The following is a 15,343-nucleotide window of genomic DNA, read 5'->3' on the forward strand; positions in this document are numbered from 1 at the left end:
ATGTTTTGTATAGTCATACTACTGTACTTTTAGGGGGAAAAAAAAAATGGATTCCATTCGATATGAACAGCAAAAAAATATTGCATATGTCACACTAAACAGATCCGATTCATTAAATGCTTTTAATTATGATATGTTACGAAAATTAGGTGATATTGCAGAATCTATTCGTATTAATCCAGATATTCGTGTCGTTATTTTCACGGGTGCTGGTGAGAAATCATTTAGCGTTGGAGCAGATTTGAAAGAACGAAAAACATTAACTGATCAACAAGTGAAAAGGAATGTTTATAAAATTGGTGAAGTGTTTTCAGCTATTGAAAATTTACCACAGCCGACAATTGCCATGATAAATGGATATGCATTTGGTGGAGGAACTGAGCTTGCGCTTGCATGTGATTTCCGAATTGCAGCTGATGATATTCAACTTGGTCTAACAGAAACAAGCTTGGCCATCATTCCTGGTGCTGGTGGTACACAGCGTCTACCACGACTTATCGGCGAAGCAAAAGCGTTAGAATTAATCTTAACAGCGAAGAGATTAAAAGCAGATGAAGCACTTGCTTATGGTTTATTGACAAAAGTAACTGCAAGAGAAAAGTTAATAGAAGAAACGGAAAACTTTGCTGAGCTTATGCTTGCAAATGGTCCAATAGCACTTCAACAAGCGAAATTCGCAGTCAAACATGGTATGAATACAGACTTACACACAGGTCTACATATAGAACGCAAGGCGTATGAAATGACCATTCCAACAGAGGATCGTATCGAAGCATTAAATGCATTCAGTGAGAAAAGAAAGCCAGTGTTTAAAGGGAAATAAGTTTTTTTGTTCCTGTGTTAAACACAATTCGGGAACTATTCTGAATTGTTCTTGAATTGTGTCTGTCACAGGGACCTACTAAGAAAAAGGAGAGATGATTTCATCTCTCCTTTTTTGTATGGAAATAGGACATTTCCCAAAAATATAATGGTAAAATATATGCAACAAGGAGGCGAGGCACATTTTCAAAATCCGATATTTCTTTATAATTCTATATGTGCTGTTATTTATTTGTTCCGTACAAATATTTCAAACTCAGCTTACCAATCCAGTTGTTGAAGATCATGGTCGCCTCCTGCCAGTCAAGATGAAAGCTATGAAATCCGAAGATAGCGAAGTGAAACTGAAACAAATTGTAATAGGAGCAAATCAGAATAACGATCCGATTTCCATTGCAGGAATGCAACATAGCCAAGGCGGCCATACACTATACCCTAGCGGTATTCTGCTCGATATGAAAAGCTACAATAAAATTTTAGCATTAGATATTGAGAACAAAATAATAACTGTGCAAAGTGGCGTAACATGGGCTGATATTCAATCTTACATAAACCCTCGTGGGCTCGCATTAAAAGTTAGTCAGTCGCAAAATATTTTTACAGTCGGTGGTTCGCTAAGTGTGAATGTGCACGGTCGTGATATTCGAAGCACCTCCTTGATTGAAACAGTTGAGTCTTTTAGATTACTTAATGCGGAAGGAAATATTATTCATGTTAGTCGACAAGAAAACCCCGAACTCTTTCCGTTAGTTATCGGAGGCTACGGATTATTTGGGGTAATTCTCGATGTGACGTTGCAATTAACAGATGATGAACTTTATCAAACGCATACCCAATCTCTTGCTTATGATGAATACAGTGCGTATTTCACTACAAATGTTCTACTAGATGACACCGTGAAAATGCATTTAGCAAGAATTTCAGTAGCTCCAGATAGTTATTTAACCGAAATGTATGTTACGGACTATTACACGGCTGATAATCAGGCACAAATAAAAAACCATACATCGTTAAAGCGTGAAACGATTGTTGCTTTTCCAAAACTTTTTCTTGGACTTTCTCGCTTAAATGATTGGGGCAAAAATATGTTCTGGACTACTCAACAAGCGTACAATGATAAGCTAGACGACTCATACATTTCCAGAAACAATGTCATGCGGTCGGATTCAGCGTTCATGGATTATGATCATACGAAAAAAACGGAAGTGCTACAGGAGTATTTTGTGCCAATAAATCAATTTGAGCCATATATCGATGACTTGCGAGAAACGTTAAAAGATGAAAAAGATTTTAACCTACTCAATATTACTGTTCGATATGTTGGAAAAAATGAAGAGTCACTTATGTCCTATGCAAAAGATGATATGTTTGCACTTGTTATGCTCATTAATCAAGGAACTAGTGAGGAAAGTATTGAAGAAACCGGAAGAGTCATTCGAGATATGATTGATGTAACAATCGATCACGGTGGGAGCTACTATCTTCCCTACTATAGTTATCCGACAAAAGAACAGTTAGAGACAGCGTATCCTAACACCCAAAAATTCTTTGAAATGAAAGAAAAATATGACCCAGACAAACGATTTATGAATCTTTTTTATGAGGAGTATCACAAATGAATTATAGAAGATTTATTGTATATCAAGGTGTTATAGGAATGGCGTCTAGCATGATTTTTCCGTTCTATGTCCTGCTTTTAAAAAACGTTGGCAACAGCTATTCACAGTTTGGCTGGGCATACGGATTATTTGCACTCACGGCAGCACTTAGCTATTCCATAATTGGAAAATATGCTGACCATGCTGGCGATAAAATGCTCTTAATCATTTATTCATGGGGAATGGCACTAATTTTACTTATTTTCCCCCTTGCTTATGAAATCTGGCATGTTTACGTCTTGCAAATTGTGATGGGTTTACTTGGAGCAGTTCAAAAAAACTCTGAAAAAACAGTATTAGCCCGCACTGTCCAAAAAGAAACAGCAGGAAAAGAAATTGGACAATACCATATTTGGACATCCGTCGGAGCTGCTATTGCTGTAATTGCGACCGGTTATTTAGTAGACTTCCTAACGATTGGGAGTATCTTCTATATTGCTTCCCTTCTATTTGCATGGAGCGGGTTTTATGTGATGAAGAAAGGATGAAGTTGTTTTTGACCCTGTGTCCGACATAAATTTAATACTATTCTGAATAGCTTTCGAATTGCGTCTGTCACAGGGACCTATTGTCATCCCTCTTTCATTGCAATTAATGTATATAATCCAGGTACTCTATTTTCTATTCCCTCTGGTGAATTCGATGGAAAAGCCCATCTTACTCCTGCCTCTTCTTCCAGATAACTAATACGAAAACCTGCAGTTGAGATAGCTGTAATAATTTCAGCTAAAGTCCATCTTCTAATATTTACCTTTTTCAAAGCAGAACGTTCTTCCTCCGATAACAAGGTACTGTAAGCAATATCCTCTTCTATCACTTCATTATTGAAATAATTCCCATTAGCAATCAGTTCATCTTCTTTTACATTTACTAGCTTTGAAAGAATGGGATGATAATCTCTTAAAATAAATTGTCCCCCTGATTTAAGAGAATCGTAAACTACTTGAAATAACGGTAATAAATCTACAAAGTAATGCAGTACACCTAATTCTAATAGTACACAATCAAAATCTACTAAATTTTCTTCCTCGGGAACTTCTAAAATATCTGAAACAATGTATTTTATATTTACTCCTGCTTCTTTAGCTAATTCCATTGCGTACTTTCTATTATCCTCTGAAATATCTACCACACAAACTTCTGCACCTAACAAAGCAAAAGATACCGCCTTATTTCCTTTGGACCCTAAGAAATTTGCAATTTTTTTACCTTTTATATCTCCCATTAATTTTAAATAGTGAGCAACAGATGCTGTTGGGCTTTCTATCAATTTTTTAGCATATTCTTTTGGTAAGCCATGGCGATTCGTCCAAGCTTGATAGGCAGATTGATTCCATCCTATTTGATTTATACGACTTACTGTTTCTTGTTTCATTAAACTACCCCCATGAAAAATTAAATAGATGATTGGCTTTTCTACAATATTTGTAATAAAAAACACTTAAAATTGTAAAATTAGGAAGCAGCACGACTATCCCTATTTGGATCATCCAAAAACTTAAAGTAAGGGAGCAAAATTCCTAATAGAGATACAGTACAAATAATTGTTCCTATTAAAAAGTACATTGGTCGTATGCCCCAAAGTTCACTCAAGAAGCCTCCTGTAAGTACACCTAATGGCATCGCAGCTCTGATAATAAAAAGTCGTACAGAAGATACTTTTCCCATTAACTCATTGGGTACCGTTTGTTGAAAAATCGTAATATTATGGACACCAAAAAAAGCCATAGATATTCCTGCAGTAACCTCCGTGACAATTGCAAACACGATACTTTGATTAAACCCTAAAGAAATGAACGTTAATCCACCAATAACTAATGCTCCCAGCATTAAAACTCTACGACTCTTATATTTAACCTTCCCTACAAATATGGAACCAATTACATAGCCCAATGGAAAACTTGCCATGAAATATCCATACTCAGCATAACTTCCTGATAATTCATTTGTAATATAAGGAAGAGTAACAACCATCGTCACCCCCACTCCAAATTGCACGAAAGCCAAAAAAATTCCTAACCAAACAATGACAGGTTGCTTAAAAAAGTAAGATATACCTTCCATAAATTGTTCTAACCAAGATTTCCGTATACTTTGGATGCTTCTCTCCTCTCTAATGAAGAGCAAAAGAGTTCCACTGCAGATAAGTATTCCACACACAAAAACCAAAGTTGGTATTACCCCCATATATTCTATAACGATGCCACCTAAAATAGGTGCAGAGAAAGTCATTAATCTAACAGCTCCATCAATATACGCATTAGCTGAGCTTAATTGATCCTTTGTCACAATAGTAGGAGTAATCGCTTGATTGGCTGGTGTATATATAGGAGTTATTAAACCTACGATAATTTGGACAGCATAAATATGCCAAGCTTCTAAGTTCCCAAATACTAATGAAAAGAGTGGAATAAGAAAAATTAACCCTCTCGTCCATTGAGAAAATACCATAATCCATTTTCGACTCCATCTATCAATAAAAGGACCAATGAACAATTGCAAAAAAAGCGATGGGATAAAATAAAGTAGCCACATACTCCCTAACGCCATTGTCGAATTTGTTAGCTGATATATAAGAATGGAATTACAAAAGGTACCGAAAGCCCCTCCCAATTCTGATATAACATTTCCTATCCAAACAATGAGAAACTGACGGTTCTTTAGTAAACTATTACTCATTCAAAATCACGCCCATTCCAATTATTACTGTTCCAAATAAAGCTCTAAATCTTTTGAAAGGGCATCTACTGCATTCCTTTTAAGTGAATACTTGGAATCCAAAATCTCTACTAAATTAGCAGCCCTCAAAATTTTAAGATGATGATGAATGGTAGACTTACCAATATTTAATTGCTCGGTAATATCTTGCAATGTACGGTCTTTTTCATGTAATAATTTCACAATCCTAAGACGTACATCATCCCCTAGCGCTTTATGTTTTAGTATTAAAAAGTTGTTTGGAGTGTATCGATCATTTGGTGTAATACTTTCGTTCGCTATAGGATAATAAAAAACCTTTGTTTCCTCTACATCTGCCTCTATATTCCACGGACGATAAATATATTGTGGGATTAACAAAACGTTATTTACACCAGGCTCTGGCAAATAGGTTATTCCGCCTGTTGCCCATTCAACAAATTCTTCTGGAGACATTTTTTCAGCCATCTTCGTCTTCATTTCAAAATCTGTTTGCAAAATTTTATGAAGTTGCTCTGAATCTTTTTGTATTACTGCTTCATACCAACCTGTCATAACACTTATAAGATGTTCTCTAAGTTGTACTACATCGACCTTGCTTATAAATTCTACATAGCGAGGAAAAAATGGATTGTCGATTGTGAATTTTTGCATTTCATTTATTGCTTCTTCTTGACCTAATGCAGCATCTCGTCTCAACGTTTCATATTTTAGATCTACGAATGGCAAACAAACAAATTTTAATTCGGTTGCAGGAAGTTCTTGAATGAAATCAACAAACTCCGATAAATGTGCGAAATCTTTTTCATGTAGCAGCTGCAATAAAGACTTCCATGTATTATTACTTTCGACAAAGTCTAGATCATCTAGTAGTTTCTTAGGTAGAGATTCCTTAATATCACTCCAATATTTCGATGGTTTTTCTAAAGATTTAATAAGTGGTGTATTAGTTATTGCAGCTATTCCTAGAGCGCATTCCCATAAAACCGAGTACGTTATATGCACTTGATACGTTTTTCGTTTCCTACTCGAAAGATTTAAAACATCCATTTTATCCCCTCATTTCTTTTCTATAAATTCTATATTATTAGAATTTAAAATTCAATATATTTAGAACATTTCATTTTTTCATAATAAAAAACCCATCCAAAATGAATGAGCTTTTTTGGTCCCAGTGTTCAACACAATTCGGACACAGGGACAAATTCAGCGATTCCCTTTTTTTCTACATACATAGATCATTTCATAGCTTTCATTATCAATAGGAGTGCCTTTCCAATCTTTATATACATGCACAACGTCAAATCTACTTTCCGCCAGCAATCTTTCCATTTCTTTTGGATAAGTATATCGTAAGCTTATATTCGTTCGTTTTTCATTTATTACTTCACCATTAGCATTTTTAATCCTTCTAATGGTCGTGTAATGTTGAATTTGACCTAAAGCATCGTAGTTACTAATTGTAGAAACGTCCACTTCTTCGTTGCTGTTTGTATCTATGTATGTTTTCCAATACTCTTCTGTATTTGGCTGCAATAACTCCTCCGAGCTAGGAAATCTCGTTCCAAAAATAAACACTCCATTTTCTAATAAGTGATTATGGATTGAAGATAAAAGCTGATTTTGTGATTCATTCGTACGAAAATGTTGAATGGAGTTTCCAACCATGTAGACTAATGGACTTTTCACATCCAAATTTAGCTGTGTGCAATCCTGCTCAACCCATTCAATTTGCAAATCAAGTTCACGTGCTTTCCTTTGAGCCTGTTTAAGCATTCCGGTGTGTAAATCTACTCCTATCATTTCATAGCCTTTGCTCGCCAAAGGAATCGTAAGTCTTCCCGTACCACAGGCTAAATCAATAATCGGTCCCTTTTTTTCGGAAGCCCATTGCATAAGAAATGGCAATTCCCCTACGTACGCATTATTCTCCAAATCATATGAAATAGGGTCATCATATTCCTCTAGATTGTCTGTAAACATTGAATTTGTCATTAAATCTTCTCCTTAATAAATAACTAATTTTTTCATTCCCCTTGGATAAGCCACTGTTTTACTCGTTCTAAAAAATCCTCCTCTTTCCACGCTACAATAGTAGCCATTTCACCAAACTTCTCTAATTCATGCTGGAAAAATAAATACCCAATAAAATAGGCTAATCTGCTGTATCCAAACTTTCTCCCGCCATTAATGGAAAACCACTCATGATATAAATCATCTGATTTTAAAGCTAAATAGTCCTCAGCAAACGCATTTTTGATATCTCTTGTATTTTCATTTGCAAAAGATAACCAATCGTGCCCCATATCATCGTAAGAAAAATAAATGGAAGGATGTTCTTTTGAAACTATTTGGCGCGAGAAGTGTGTTGCAGCTCCTTCACGATAAAGCCAAAGAAGCGGATTAATCCAGTCAACTTTTGGCCAATCCAGACCTGCATTATTCGATATAATATTTTGTGCCACATGTCCAAATTCGTGAGCAACAATTACTCTTAGATGGTTAGGTTCTGATGATAGCTTCTCTAATGCAAACGTGATGTCTGGAATAATTTGACGATTTGTATAGGCATTTGATCCAAATCCACCAACGATCAAGTTTATTTCAATCGGAAAATTAATTTGATACAACTTTTCGTATTCGGCTGCAACTCCTTCTATAATAGGTAAAATGTTTTTGTACACTTGTTTAATAGATGAAAAATGTTGCGGGTATTTTTTTATCGACTCACCATGCCTTTTATCTGTGTCTTTGCAATGACGAGGAAAATAATCTGCAAAAATATTTGGATATTCTGCATAGTATTTTCTTAAAAAGCTAATTGATGGTTCATAATTTTTTAGAAAGTACGGAACTGTATCAGTTATTTTCAAAGTAGATGACCCCCTTAATTTTATTACATTGATTTACTGAAAACATACGTTTCTACTTTACCAAACTCTCTTTTTTCTCATAGCCTCTGCCGCTAAAATATTGTCACTCAAATAAAACTGTACCTCCTCGTGATTAACAATTTCGTCAGTCGTCATCCATTGAATAGATTCAATCTCATCTGGACTTTTTGCATATGGTTCCCCTTTATCAAATTCACAAAGAAACACTATGTCCACAACCTCCTTCCCACTTGCTAATACAAATGAAGTATTCCGAACATATTGAATGAGGTCCTTTACTTCGACTCCGACTTCTTCCAAAAGCTCTCGACGTAATGTCCTTTCCAAAATATCGTTAGAATTGCCTTCATTGTCTACAGTACCACCTACTAAGGACAGCTCACCTCCAGCGTGCTCCTCCTTCATACTCCTTCTTATAAGTAGCCACTTGTCATCCTTAAACACTGCCGCTTCAACATTTACATAAAACATATGGAATCTCCCTTTCATTACCGTTTCTTTTTTGATCCAATCTATACCTATTCTTCACGACTAGTCAAAATACCTCCATCTTATGATAAGCTTGACTGGAGGTGAATCGTATGAAAAACAAGCCAATATATGTAGAAATATCTATTTATTCAGATATGGAAAAGCTGTGGGATGCGACGCAAAAACCAGATTTACATGAGCAATGGGATCTTCGTTTTTCTTCTATCACTTATTTACCGAAACAAGAAAATGAACCCCAACATTTTTTATATAAAACGAATATCGGATTTGGACTAAATATTGCAGGTTTTGGAAAAAGTGTTGGATCTTTTCACGCAGAAGATGGTTCAAGAACTTCCTCCTTACACTTTGGGACAGAACAACCAATTTCCATTATTCGATCAGGTAAAGGCTATTGGAAATATAAACCTGAGCAAAATTCGATTAAATTTCTTACACAGTATGATTACAAAACTAATTTTAGAGCTCTAGGGAAGTTGTTTGATTTTCTATTGTTTCGACCACTTATGGGATGGGCAACCGCACTAAGTTTTGATGTACTAAAAAGATGGCTTGAAAAAGGAGAGTCACCTTCCATACAATACCGAAGATTTTTTAGTCATTGGATGATAACTTTTTTATTCGCATTCATCTGGATTTATCAAGGTTTAATTCCTAAATTGTTAATGAAGCATCCAGAAGAAATTTCTATGACTAAAAGTTTACTGTCCGTAAGGTTAAGCCAAGCGACAACTGCGGTTTTATGGATTGGTATAGTAGAAATAATCTTCGGGTTCATTTGGTTATTTTATGAAAATAAAAAGAGATTACTAGGCTTACAGTTAATACTTTTTCCATTATTAACACTCTCTGCAATTATTGCGGTGCCTGCTTCTCTAAGTCATCCATTCAATCCATTAACATTTAACTTAACTTTATTTGTTATTTCAATGATCGGCTTTTTCATGAATAACGATATTCCGTCTGCCAAAAGCTGCAAACGAAAAAGATAAGGAGCATGTGTATGTCTATCTATGAAGAAATATTAAGAGAACAATTTCAGCAGTTACAACCAATGCTCCGCAAAAGATATGAACTGCCTATAGGAAAATCATTTAAAGCAACTGGCACAATGAAAAAAATAAGTGGAGGACCAAAATGGATGTTTCCACTTTTTTTACTAGGTACGCGGTGGAAATTTTTATTTCCAGAGAAAGGAGATAATATTCCATTTACGATTAGTAATACGAGCCAAGTTGGAGCTGGCGGAGAAAATCAAGTTCACTGGGAAAGAGCTTTTCATTTCCCGAAGAGAAAAAGATATTTTAATGCACTAATGAGTTTGGATACGGGGAAAAACGTTGTAAAAGATTATTTAGGGGAACCAAGCTTACTCTACTCCGAATTGATTTTCTTTGTTTCAGAGGAAGGTCATATGCGGATTGAATCGGGAAAACAGCGTTTGGTCTTAGGTCCAATTGAAATTCCTCTACCTAAATTGTTACAAGGAAACGTGCAAGTAACAGAATATTATATAGAAGAAAGCGAGCTTTTTTCCATACATGTCGTCATTACAAATCCATTAATCGGTCAGTTATTTGAATATGAAGGAGAATTTAAAGCCGATGACTTTTAAAAAAATTGCCATACTACATATTATTTTATTCCTGATTGTTATCATTTTTAGCATGACACCTTGGTATTTTTTAATGCTAACTGCGGCACAGCTTGTATTTGTTCCTCTTACTTTTCAATTAATATGGAAACAAGAGTATAAACTATATTATTATTTCGCCATTCCAGCTTTTGCTGCGGTTTTCATTTTACAAACGACAGTACCGGTTGGATGGAATATATTATTTGCTATTATTTATTTACTTTTCACATTAGTTGTTGCCTTGTATGGGTTTGGAAGATTTATACGAAGAGGATTCGCTAATTTAGAAGAGTTTTCTATTCATATGGGGTTAATGTATTTATTCATTGGTGGGGCTTGGTTTTTTGCTTATATTGCAGAAATAGATACTGGTTTTTCACCTTTGTTAACATGGCTGACCGCTATTCACTTTCATTACTCTGCTTTTTTACTACCTATCTTCGTCGGATTTCTTGGTCGTTTGTATAAAACAACTTTATACAAAGTTGTTTGCACAATCATTTTAATATGCCCGATTGTCGTTGCAATTGGCATTACGTTCTTTCCGTGGCTAGAAATCGTTTCAGTCCTTCTATATATCTTCGGAATTTATGGACTTATTTATTTAACTTTTAAAGCGTATTTTGCAAGTACTATACAAGCAGTTCTCGTTCGATTATCATTCGGATCTTTAGGTGTTACGATTATTTTTTCTTTGTTATATGCGGCAAGAATTACTAACGTAGATATAGACTTCATGTTGCGTTTTCATGGCTTCTTTAATTGTGTTTTATTCGCATTATGCGGGGTGATTGGGTGGTCTTTATTTACTCCCCCATCAAAAGAAAGAAGCTCTCAGTTTCCTCTAAGTACTATTAGAGGAAAGCGCATAATTGGCGAAGAGATTCTAACGAAAAATTTGGGTACAGATACTTTCAAGGGTCTTGTAGATGACATGAGTATATACGTTGATAAGGAAAAACTGCCATCATCAATCATTCATTTTTATGAAAATACTACTCAATATAGATTATTTTCGGAAGTACGCTGGCATAGTTGGTTTAAGCCGTTAGCGTTTATATATAAACTTATCAGTCGAAAAGTTCAACAGCTCAATCTACCGATTTCAGCTAAACAAATGGAAATGACAGGGGACATAGTAGCGATAGAAGATGGTCGTGAAAAGACAAGGGCATGGATTCGAAAAATAGAAAAGGACATAATTTTTGTTGCTCTCTATTCTTCCTATCAAACAAAAGGTAACACGTATATGAATATCTCCTTACCCCTACCTTGGTCGTCCATGATCGGTATTCTAGAGTTGCACCAACAAGGAGAAAAACTTCTTTTAACAAGTAAAGGAGCAGCTAATTCAGATGCTGGAATATATTTAACGGCTAACAAATACGTTTTTAAACTACCACTACAAGAACAATTTTTAATAAGGGAAATGAAAGAAGATCAGCTCCATGCAAAACATCAGATGAAAATATTTTCTTTGCCTTTTTTAACAATTGACTATGCTATTGTTTTGAATGAAAACAGCTTATAAACATAGAAGGGACTTTCTTTTTTTGAAAGCCCCTCCTACATTTATATTTACTTATTTCTTTTCATCAGAATCTTGCTTCGAATACTCCCTTATATCGGTAAAGTCTTCTTCTTCACTAAATTCTGTCCCTAAATTAGCATTTCTGTAACCTGTACGACCTCTTTCGACTCCAACATCCCTCGCTGGTTCAAATAAAAGCGGTAAACAAATTAGTCCACTTATTCCAACAAGACCAAAGATAATTCTAGAGAAAAGCGCAGTTTGTCCTCCAAATATGGAGCTTACTAAGTCAAATTTAAAAAAGCCGATTAGCCCCCAATTAATTGCACCAATAATAATGAGTACTAAAGCTATTCGATGTGTAGTTCTCACAGATTAACCTCCTTCATTTTTTGTATGAATTTTAGCAAAATGCTCATATTAATAACTAAAATTCATTATTATCTTTTACAATAAAGAAGGTTTAATACAAGCTACTTTTTTCTTTGTTCTTATATTCGATTCAATCAAATAAAAAATTCAGCCTTATACCTGTATTTTCATTTAGAATTTAAACTGAAAAGAATGAGGGAGATTCCTCCGAAGAGACAAACTATTCTTAGTAGAGATATTTTTTCAGCTAAGCCAAACAATGCAATTCCTGTCGTAATAATTAAAACGATTGGACCCACTAAAGCAAGGAGTGTATTGATATAAAAGGCCTTTTCTAAATCATTGTATTTAAACATAAACATCGCAGCAACTATATCAATGCTTCCAGAAAACATTCTTAATAAAATAATTAATAGTAATGCTTTTTCTATAATACAGCCTCCTCTTTTTCGTAGTTGTTCAATAGTAGGACAACTGAGTTTTACGCTATATATCAAAACTAGGACCCTTCAAATAGTGTATGTACGCTGTTCGACTTTTATCAACCTTCTACTTTATTTCAAAATACTACAGTAAAAAAAAGCGTCTTCTTCTACAATGTATTTGTAGAGGAAGATGCTTTTTTTTAATATAGTGGAACTATCCATTTATCTTTAAATTCCTCAAAACGTGTGACGGAAATTAACTATGTCCCTATGTTCGACACAAATCCTAAACTATTCTGAATAGCTTCCGAATTGTGTCTGTCACAGGGACCAAAATATTTCGTTCAATGGTCCTTTTAAGTAGTCGTACAAGTAGTTCGTTCCGAATATGATGCAAAGACATCATTTAAACGGAGGCTATTTTTATGAATTCCATGCTTACTTATTTCTTTTTAGGTGTTTCTTTAGCGGCACCGATTGGCCCTGTTAAGGCAACTTTACTAAATACGGGTATTAAAAATGGTTTTTTTCATGCTTGGTTTTTTGCGCTCGGTGCTATAGTAACAGACATTTTATACATGCTCACGGTTTATTTTGGAGTTGCACAATTTATCGACTCCCCTTTTATGAAAACATTCTTATGGTCATTTGGTTTTTTTGTTCTTATGTACACTGGTATTGAAAATTTACTTACGCTACGTCATATTGAGATGGACACCAAATTCCGCAAAATAATCCGACTGAGACACTCATTATTATCCGGCTTTCTCATAGCATTATTGAATCCATTAACCATTCTTTTTTGGTTAGGCATATACGGTTCTATTTTAGTAGGAGGAGCCGGTACTACGTCAAGTTATCAAATAATATTGTATAGTGTTGCGATTTTACTTGGAATTTCTCTAGTGGACTTCATAATGGCGGTTGTATCTAGTGGTTCTCGTAAGTTGTTATCTCCCTCATTTTTGACATTCATTTCTATTATTTCTTCCTTATCCATGATCGGATTCGGTATATACTTTGGCATTCAAGCTTATCGATCACTTTTTTGATTTTAGGGCATAAAAAAAACTTGTAAGGAAACCATACCATTAATAAATCCATTCCAAGGAATCATGGAGGTGCCGGTATGGAAAATACAAATAAAGGTGAAGGTAAAGTAAGTATTTGGTGTATTGTCAGTTTGGCCTCTATTCCACTAATTATGACACTCGGAAATTCTATGCTAATTCCAGTACTACCAATTTTAGAAAAAAAAGTTGGAATTACTTCATTTCAGTCTAGCATGATTATTACCAGCTACTCAGTTGCAGCCATTTTTCTCATTCCAGTAGCTGGATATTTATCGGATCGTTTCGGAAGAAAAGTGGTGATTTTACCGAGTTTAATCCTAGCATTAATCGGTGGTCTAATCGCAGGATTTGCTTCATGGAAAATGGAAGACCCATATACTTGGATCATTATAGGAAGGATTTTGCAGGGCGTAGGGGCATCTGGTGCTATGCCGATTGTATTACCCCTCGTAGGTGATTTGTATAAAGATGATGATGAAAAAACGAGCTCCTGCTTAGGTGTTATTGAAACATCGAATACGTTTGGCAAAGTACTAAGTCCTATTCTCGGCTCAGTGTTTGCTGCTTTTTTATGGTTTTTGCCGTTCTTCTCTATATCCTTCTTTAGCTTAATCTCCATTGTACTTATTTTCTTCTTTGTTAAAGTCCCAAAGGAAAAAGATGAACCAATCATTTTTAAACAATTTTTATCTAACATAAAAAAAACATTCAAGCTGGAAGGTAAATGGCTATTCACCGTATTCCTTACTGGAATGTTTGCCATGCTTATTTTATTTGGGGTGCTATTTTTCTTATCCGAGAGCCTCGATAGCGCTCACGATATAAAAGGAATAAAAAAAGGATTCATTTTGGCTATTCCACTACTATTTCTTTGCATCGCCTCTTTTATTACCGGACGAAATATTAAAGGAAAATTGACATTAATAAAAAAAATGATGGTTATTTGTTTGATTGCAATTTCAGCAAGTGTTTTATTCGTCGGATTTACAAGTAAAAGACTCGTTTTTCTATTAATTGTCACTAGCATAATGGGTATAGCAATTGGTGCAATACTTCCTGTACTAGATGCCATTATTACAGAAAATATAGAAAAAGAAGAAAGGGGTACTATCTCCTCTTTTTATAGCTCTGCAAGATTTATCGGTGTTGCAGCAGGCCCTCCCATTATGTCACTCGTTATGAAAGATTATCTTCATATAAGCTATATTACGGCAGGTGTCCTAGGATTTATCTTGTTATTCATTGTTTTTAAATGCATTCAAGTCGATGAAATCAATAAAACTGAAAAGAATTCAGCCTTATAATACAATCTTTCACTTGTATTTTCATTTAGAATTTAAACTGAAAAGAATGAGGGAGATTCCTCCGAAGAGACAAACTATTCTTAGTAGAGATATTTTTTCAGCTAAGCCAAACAATGCAATTCCTGTCGTAATAATTAAAACGATTGGACCCACTAAAGCAAGGAGTGTATTGATATAAAAGGCCTTTTCTAAATCATTGTATTTAAACATAAACATCGCAGCAACTATATCAATGCTTCCAGAAAACATTCTTAATAAAATAATTAATAGTAATGCTTTTTCTATAATACAGCCTCCTCTTTTTCGTAGTTGTTCAATAGTAGGACAACTGAGTTTTACGCTATATATCAAAACTAGGACCCTTCAAATAGTGTATGTACGCTGTTCGACTTTTATCAACCTTCTACTTTATTTCAAAATACTACAGTAAAAAAAAGCG

17 protein-coding genes are annotated in these 15,343 nt (G+C 34.8%); 8 read left to right on the plus strand and 9 right to left on the minus strand.

What is annotated here, in order from left to right; genetic code table 11:
• Positions 1-46: 46 nt before the first annotated feature.
• The 3 genes from RUH95_RS11505 (at position 47) to RUH95_RS11515 (ending at position 2,968) form a co-directional block, all read left to right on the plus strand.
• Positions 47-823 (plus strand): enoyl-CoA hydratase-related protein, encoded by a 777-nt coding sequence (locus RUH95_RS11505; RefSeq protein ID WP_313893013.1) that lies wholly within the window; start codon positions 47-49, stop codon positions 821-823.
• Between the two features lie 181 nt (positions 824-1,004).
• A complete protein-coding gene (locus RUH95_RS11510; RefSeq protein WP_313893104.1) occupies positions 1,005-2,441 on the plus strand; it encodes an FAD-binding protein in 1,437 nt (478 codons plus the stop codon).
• Positions 2,438-2,968, plus strand: coding sequence for an MFS transporter (locus RUH95_RS11515; RefSeq protein WP_313893014.1), 531 nt, complete (start codon positions 2,438-2,440; stop codon positions 2,966-2,968). The genes RUH95_RS11510 and RUH95_RS11515 overlap by 4 nt, the downstream gene beginning before the upstream one ends.
• A gap of 83 nt (positions 2,969-3,051) precedes the next feature.
• Here RUH95_RS11515 and RUH95_RS11520 read toward each other — a convergent pair whose 3' ends face one another.
• From RUH95_RS11520 to RUH95_RS11545, 6 genes are all read right to left on the minus strand, one after another.
• Positions 3,052-3,855 carry a class I SAM-dependent methyltransferase gene (locus RUH95_RS11520; protein WP_313893015.1) on the minus strand — a complete coding sequence of 268 codons (804 nt, stop codon included), beginning with the start codon at positions 3,853-3,855 and terminating at the stop codon, positions 3,052-3,054.
• An 80-nt stretch (positions 3,856-3,935) separates the two neighbouring features.
• The gene (locus RUH95_RS11525; protein ID WP_313893016.1) at positions 3,936-5,159 is read right to left on the minus strand and encodes an MFS transporter; all 1,224 of its coding nucleotides are present in this window, start codon (positions 5,157-5,159) and stop codon (positions 3,936-3,938) included.
• Between the two features lie 24 nt (positions 5,160-5,183).
• Entirely contained in the window at positions 5,184-6,227 is a 1,044-nt protein-coding gene (locus tag RUH95_RS11530; RefSeq protein WP_313893017.1) for an ArsR/SmtB family transcription factor, read from the minus strand.
• 156 nt (positions 6,228-6,383) lie between these two features.
• Positions 6,384-7,172 carry a class I SAM-dependent methyltransferase gene (locus tag RUH95_RS11535; RefSeq protein WP_313893018.1) on the minus strand — a complete coding sequence of 263 codons (789 nt, stop codon included), beginning with the start codon at positions 7,170-7,172 and terminating at the stop codon, positions 6,384-6,386.
• Positions 7,173-7,204: 32 nt separating this feature from the next.
• Entirely contained in the window at positions 7,205-8,050 is an 846-nt protein-coding gene (locus RUH95_RS11540) for a DUF2268 domain-containing putative Zn-dependent protease (RefSeq protein ID WP_313893019.1), read from the minus strand.
• A 57-nt stretch (positions 8,051-8,107) separates the two neighbouring features.
• The gene (locus RUH95_RS11545; protein ID WP_313893020.1) at positions 8,108-8,542 is read right to left on the minus strand and encodes an NUDIX hydrolase; all 435 of its coding nucleotides are present in this window, start codon (positions 8,540-8,542) and stop codon (positions 8,108-8,110) included.
• A gap of 110 nt (positions 8,543-8,652) precedes the next feature.
• Here RUH95_RS11545 and RUH95_RS11550 point away from each other — a divergent pair, with 110 nt between their 5' ends.
• From RUH95_RS11550 to RUH95_RS11560, 3 genes are read left to right on the plus strand one after another with little or no spacing between them, the layout of a single operon-like run.
• Positions 8,653-9,555 (plus strand): DoxX-like family protein, encoded by a 903-nt coding sequence (locus RUH95_RS11550; RefSeq protein WP_313893021.1) that lies wholly within the window; start codon positions 8,653-8,655, stop codon positions 9,553-9,555.
• Positions 9,556-9,566: 11 nt separating this feature from the next.
• Positions 9,567-10,178, plus strand: a complete 612-nt coding sequence (locus RUH95_RS11555; RefSeq protein ID WP_313893022.1) for a DUF4166 domain-containing protein — start codon at positions 9,567-9,569, stop codon at positions 10,176-10,178.
• Complete coding sequence (locus RUH95_RS11560; RefSeq protein WP_313893023.1) at positions 10,168-11,730, plus strand: YndJ family protein; 1,563 nt, start codon at positions 10,168-10,170, stop codon at positions 11,728-11,730. The genes RUH95_RS11555 and RUH95_RS11560 overlap by 11 nt, the downstream gene beginning before the upstream one ends.
• 51 nt (positions 11,731-11,781) lie before the next feature.
• On the opposite strand, the gene RUH95_RS11565 is transcribed toward RUH95_RS11560, so the two are convergent.
• Together RUH95_RS11565 and RUH95_RS11570 are read right to left on the minus strand one after the other, a co-directional pair.
• Positions 11,782-12,102 carry a DUF378 domain-containing protein gene (locus tag RUH95_RS11565; RefSeq protein WP_313893024.1) on the minus strand — a complete coding sequence of 107 codons (321 nt, stop codon included), beginning with the start codon at positions 12,100-12,102 and terminating at the stop codon, positions 11,782-11,784.
• Positions 12,103-12,269: 167 nt separating this feature from the next.
• Positions 12,270-12,536, minus strand: a complete 267-nt coding sequence (locus tag RUH95_RS11570; RefSeq protein ID WP_397469500.1) for a YqhV family protein — start codon at positions 12,534-12,536, stop codon at positions 12,270-12,272.
• Between the two features lie 416 nt (positions 12,537-12,952).
• Here RUH95_RS11570 and RUH95_RS11575 point away from each other — a divergent pair, with 416 nt between their 5' ends.
• Both RUH95_RS11575 and RUH95_RS11580 read left to right on the plus strand, forming a co-directional pair.
• Positions 12,953-13,579, plus strand: coding sequence for a LysE family transporter (locus tag RUH95_RS11575; RefSeq protein WP_313893025.1), 627 nt, complete (start codon positions 12,953-12,955; stop codon positions 13,577-13,579).
• Between the two features lie 77 nt (positions 13,580-13,656).
• Entirely contained in the window at positions 13,657-14,904 is a 1,248-nt protein-coding gene (locus tag RUH95_RS11580) for an MFS transporter (protein ID WP_313893026.1), read from the plus strand.
• A 21-nt stretch (positions 14,905-14,925) separates the two neighbouring features.
• Here the strand turns inward: RUH95_RS11580 and RUH95_RS11585 are convergent, their stop codons facing one another.
• A complete protein-coding gene (locus RUH95_RS11585) occupies positions 14,926-15,192 on the minus strand; it encodes a YqhV family protein (protein ID WP_397469500.1) in 267 nt (88 codons plus the stop codon).
• Positions 15,193-15,343 lie beyond the last annotated feature (151 nt).

It is taken from the genome of Psychrobacillus sp. (assembly GCF_032154225.1).
GTDB lineage: Bacteria > Bacillota > Bacilli > Bacillales_A > Planococcaceae > Psychrobacillus.

What these genes read in the sequence shown, in the direction of transcription:
- RUH95_RS11525 (WP_313893016.1), bottom strand. Translation starts at nt 5,159, where the DNA reads ATGAGTAATAGTTTACTAAAGAACCGTCAGTTTCTCATTGTTTGGATA.
- RUH95_RS11580 (WP_313893026.1), top strand. Translation starts at nt 13,657, where the DNA reads ATGGAAAATACAAATAAAGGTGAAGGTAAAGTAAGTATTTGGTGTATT.
- RUH95_RS11515 (WP_313893014.1), top strand. Translation starts at nt 2,438, where the DNA reads ATGAATTATAGAAGATTTATTGTATATCAAGGTGTTATAGGAATGGCG.
- RUH95_RS11530 (WP_313893017.1), bottom strand. Translation starts at nt 6,227, where the DNA reads ATGGATGTTTTAAATCTTTCGAGTAGGAAACGAAAAACGTATCAAGTG.
- RUH95_RS11555 (WP_313893022.1), top strand. Translation starts at nt 9,567, where the DNA reads ATGTCTATCTATGAAGAAATATTAAGAGAACAATTTCAGCAGTTACAA.
- RUH95_RS11575 (WP_313893025.1), top strand. Translation starts at nt 12,953, where the DNA reads ATGAATTCCATGCTTACTTATTTCTTTTTAGGTGTTTCTTTAGCGGCA.
- RUH95_RS11520 (WP_313893015.1), bottom strand. Translation starts at nt 3,855, where the DNA reads ATGAAACAAGAAACAGTAAGTCGTATAAATCAAATAGGATGGAATCAA.
- RUH95_RS11550 (WP_313893021.1), top strand. Translation starts at nt 8,653, where the DNA reads ATGAAAAACAAGCCAATATATGTAGAAATATCTATTTATTCAGATATG.
- RUH95_RS11535 (WP_313893018.1), bottom strand. Translation starts at nt 7,172, where the DNA reads ATGACAAATTCAATGTTTACAGACAATCTAGAGGAATATGATGACCCT.
- RUH95_RS11505 (WP_313893013.1), top strand. Translation starts at nt 47, where the DNA reads ATGGATTCCATTCGATATGAACAGCAAAAAAATATTGCATATGTCACA.
- RUH95_RS11560 (WP_313893023.1), top strand. Translation starts at nt 10,168, where the DNA reads ATGACTTTTAAAAAAATTGCCATACTACATATTATTTTATTCCTGATT.
- RUH95_RS11545 (WP_313893020.1), bottom strand. Translation starts at nt 8,542, where the DNA reads ATGTTTTATGTAAATGTTGAAGCGGCAGTGTTTAAGGATGACAAGTGG.